A 3,917-nucleotide genomic window follows, 5' to 3' on the forward strand; every position below is an offset into this window, starting at 1 on the left:
CGTCGAGGTGGCGCTGGATGCGGCGGGTCTCGCGCTCGGCGAGCTCCAGCTCCGCAAGGGCGGCGAGGAAGCGGGCGGCGGGCCAGCCCTCCTGGTCGGCCTGCGCGGCGAAGGCCTGCCAGCGCTTGCCGAAGCTCGGCAGGCGCAGCGTCGTCAGCATGGTCGGCAGCGTGTGGACGTCGATCTCGCGGGCGGTCATGCGCCCACCCCCATCAGGAGGTCGAAGCTCGCGAGCTCGGTGAGCGCAACGGGCACGTCGGTTGGCAGCTCGCGGCCGCGGGGCTCGAGCCGGCGACGGAGATCGCGCGCGTCGGGCCCGCGGCCGGCGGCGAGATCCTCCGCGATCAGCGCCGCGAGCTCGGCCTCGCAGGCCTCGTCATGGGCGAGCGCGAGGAGCGCGACCATGCGCCGGCAGGCCTCCTTCTCGGGCAGGGTCTCCGAGAGACGCGTCCAAGCCTCGGCATACTCGGTGCGCGGGAAGAGGCTGTCGCGGTAGACCGAACGCGCCAGCGCCTGCGGCTTGCGCCGCAGCGCATGGATCATGTGGCGGTAATCGACCTGGTGGACGCGCTTGCCGTCGTCGCGCCCGCGCCGGCGGGGGTGAGCGACGACCTTCGTGGCTCCGAGCCAGGCCTCGATCCGGTCGTCGTAGACATGGACGCGCAGGCGATGGCCGATCAGGCGGGCCGGCGCGCTGTAGAAGACGCTGTGCACGAGGAAGCCGCCGGTGCGCGTCACGCGCGCGACGATCTCGGTGAAGTCGGTCGCGCGCCGCGCGGGAAGCGGGCGCAGCGCCGCCATCTCGACGCGGACCGCCGCCTCGCGCCGCCGGTTCCGGCGCACGACGAGCTGGTCGACGAAGGTCCGATAGTCGCCAAGCGTGGCGAAGTCGCCATCGCCGCGCAGGATCAGGGCTTGGTCGAGGGCGGTCTTCAGGTGGCGGTGGTGGGACTCGACCGCGCCGTTCTCGTGCGCCTCGCCCGGATTGCACCGGCTCGCGACCAGCCCGTAGTGGGCGCTGAACGCCTCGTAGCGCCTGGTGACGTCCCCTGGCGGCCTCCTCGTCGAGGTTGCGATAGGCGGCCGAGAGGCTGTCGGTGCGATGCTCGCCCGGGACGCCGCCGAGGGACCAGAGCGCGTTCTGGAGGTTCTCGGCGAGCGCCGTGAAACTCTCGCCCCTCGGGCGGTGCGCGGCACCGCCCGATCCGAGCAGGGAGAGGGCACGACGCCGGCGGACTCCCAGCCGCTGTAGTCCAGGACGAAGTGGTGGAGCCGGTGCGGGAAGGGCTTGCCCGCGAGGGTCACGCCGAGTTCGCTTGCGTCGGTGAAGTCCGAGAGCGCCATGCGCCCCGGCTCGGCGTTTTGGCGGAAGATCACGTCCCTCGGCGGGCCGTGGAGGGCCCGCCAGTCGCGGACGCGGCGCTCGAGGGTGCGCCGGACGCGGTCGTCGGGAAAGGTGTCCGGGTCCGTCATCTGCAGATGACGCAGCAGCGTCACCGCCTGCACGGAAGCGTCGCGCTCGAGGATTGGCAGCAGCACCGTCTCCCATACCTCGGCAAGCGGGTCGGGGACGGTGCGGCCGCGCTCGACCCGGCGCTGCGAGGGCGCGCGCGGGTCGGCCTCGATGCGCCGGGCGGTGCGCTCGCTGAAGCCGGCGCGGGCGGCGGCGACGCGCCGGCTGTGATGGGGACGGTCGTGCATGTACAGTCTCACTTGCTGGTCGGTGACGGGTTTGCCCGGCACGGCGGGAGCTCCGTTTGGTCACAGAGATCCCCCGTCGTACCGGCCGCAGCGGCCAGCACCCCCCTGCCATCGCCCCCTCCGAGACGATCGCGCCGGCGCCTTCAGCCTCCGGTTGGGCTACGCCCTCCCTCCGCCTGAAGGCGCCGGCCAACTTGGCTGTCGGCCCCGGCAGGATGGTTGTCGCTCAACAGGGCTGGGCGGCCGGACGCGTCGGCAGCCGAGCCCAGCACCTCTCGGCGTTTCTCCGGGTAGAACTTCAGATAGTCCTCGGCGATCGACGATCAGTCATGAGCCAGGCGGCTCACCGGTTGGGCAAGCCAACCCGGCAACGTCGTGCCAACCGTTGCCAGCAAGCGGCGCTCGTCGGACTGCAGCTGCCTGCCGACTTGGCCGAGCGCCGCTTCGACCTGGTCCGGCCCGAGCCAGACCAGGGCTCGAACCACTTGCCCCGCCTTGGTCTCGCCAAGGGCGAGCTGCCAAGCGGGTGCATGGCGAAGCTGCACTTTCTGCCGACCGAGCTGCAGGGTGCGGTTTGGTCCCGACGTCAGGAAGATCGAAGTGACCGGGACCTGCGTGGTGAGGCCCAGCGCATTGGCGGCCATCGCGGGACTGCCGGTGAGCCGTTCACCGCGTTGCGCCGCCAGGGCCGTCACCGTCTTCTCGACCGAAGGCGCGCGCTGGCCGTAGCGGCTTTCGACCGGCAGCACGTACAGCCCGCGACCGATGCGCAGCAGCGTGCCGCGTCGTGCAAGGCGCGACAGGGCTTGGTCGAGGGCTGCCCGCTGCCCCAGATGCAGCAACGCTGGCAATCACGGGCGTGCCTTCAGGCTGCCGCCGCGCCTCGCCCAAGATAGCCTCGCTCAGTCTTTCGGCCCGGTTGCTCATGGAACACTCCTGACTGTCAGAAGCATCGGGCTGTTGCTGACCTGTCCCCCGGTCTACGGTTCGTTGAGACACCGCATTCGGCTTGATCGAGGGGAGCTGGGAGATTGGGATGACGGACGAGATGGTGGACGGGGCTGGCCCGTCGCAGCGCGGTCATCACGCTGGCGGAGACGGGTCAGCCCCGCGGCCGCGGATGTCGGCGAAGCGCAAGCAGGGTGCCGTGCTGCGGCTGTTGAGGGGCGAGCCGATCGAGTTCGTCCCACCCCACGACGCTTGCGTCGTGGGGACCCCGGGGATCGCGCGAGCTCAGCGTGACGGCGGCGGAGCTCAGCGCCTGGCGCGACGCCTTCCTGGCGGCGGGTGAGACGTCGCTGAAGACTGGGGAGGCCGACGACCGCGACGCCGAGATCGCCCGGCTGAAGGGCAAAGTCGGCGATCTGACGATGGCGACCGAGCTGCTCGAGGCGAAGATCGACCGACTGGAGGGCGGCCGCCCTTTGGCCCGGCGGAGGTCGAGGCCCCCACCCCATGCGATCGAGATCGCATGGGGACCTCGGCGATGAGCCGTACCGTCTCGCCCTCCGTCAACCGGGTCTACGACCTCGCTCGCGTCTGCCGTGTCTGGCGCGTGCCCCGGGCCACGCTCTATCGCCGGCGGCAGCCCGAGACAGAGCGGCCGCGGCAGCGGCCGGGCCCGGTCGGACCGATGACCGATGCCGAGCTGGTCGAGGCCATCCGGACGCTCCTCGCCGAGACCGCGTTCCATCCCTGGGGCCCCCACGCCGCGAGCGGCGTGGGGTGGGGCGAAGGCTACCGCAAGATTTGGGCGCGCCTCCGCTTCAAGGGCATTCGGACCTCGAAGCGCCGGGTCCTGCGCCTGACCCGCGAGCACGGGCTGCAGGCGCCGAATCGCGTGGGCCGGCCACGTGGGCCAAGGGCGCATGACGGCACGATCCGCACCGAGCGCGTCGACGAGATGCCACCCCACGCGATCAGGATCGCGTGGGGACCCCGGCAGTGGGGCACGGATCTCACCTCCACGCTGACCGGCGAGGGTCATCGCGCGCCAGCAGGCCGCGCGATCCATCCGCAAAGCGGCGCAAGTCAGGAGACCTGCGCGGGGCCGCCGTCTTCATCCTGGTCGACCATTGTTCGGGCGAATGCCTCGGCATCCATGCCGCCCGCCGCGCCACCCGCTTCGAGGCGCTGGAACCACTCCGCCAAGCCGTCCGCCACGGCTTCGGCGCCTTCGACGCCGGCGTCGCCGCCGGCACCAAGCTGCGCCACGA

2 protein-coding genes and 2 pseudogenes are annotated in these 3,917 nt (G+C 71.8%); 1 reads left to right on the top strand and 3 read right to left on the bottom strand.

The features are described from left to right. From V7Q31_RS17800 to V7Q31_RS17810, 3 genes and pseudogenes are all read right to left on the bottom strand, one after another. On the bottom strand, positions 1-199 hold a 199-nt coding region (locus tag V7Q31_RS17800; protein WP_333835191.1), incomplete at its 3' end, for an ATP-binding protein. Continuing rightward, positions 196-1,743 (bottom strand): annotated as a pseudogene (gene istA / locus V7Q31_RS17805) (IS21 family transposase). The pseudogene istA and the gene V7Q31_RS17800, both read right to left, overlap by 4 nt. 281 nt (positions 1,744-2,024) lie before the next feature. Continuing rightward, positions 2,025-2,543: a DUF6088 family protein gene (locus tag V7Q31_RS17810; protein WP_442976741.1), complete on the bottom strand. Its 519-nt coding sequence runs from the start codon at positions 2,541-2,543 to the stop codon at positions 2,025-2,027. Between the two features lie 206 nt (positions 2,544-2,749). Between V7Q31_RS17810 and V7Q31_RS17815 the strand changes: the two are divergent. Beyond that, positions 2,750-3,917 (top strand): annotated as a pseudogene (locus V7Q31_RS17815) (IS3 family transposase); the annotation flags it as partial.

Origin of the sequence: Rubrimonas sp. (genome assembly GCF_036788415.1) — a bacterium.
GTDB lineage: Bacteria > Pseudomonadota > Alphaproteobacteria > Rhodobacterales > Rhodobacteraceae > Rubrimonas.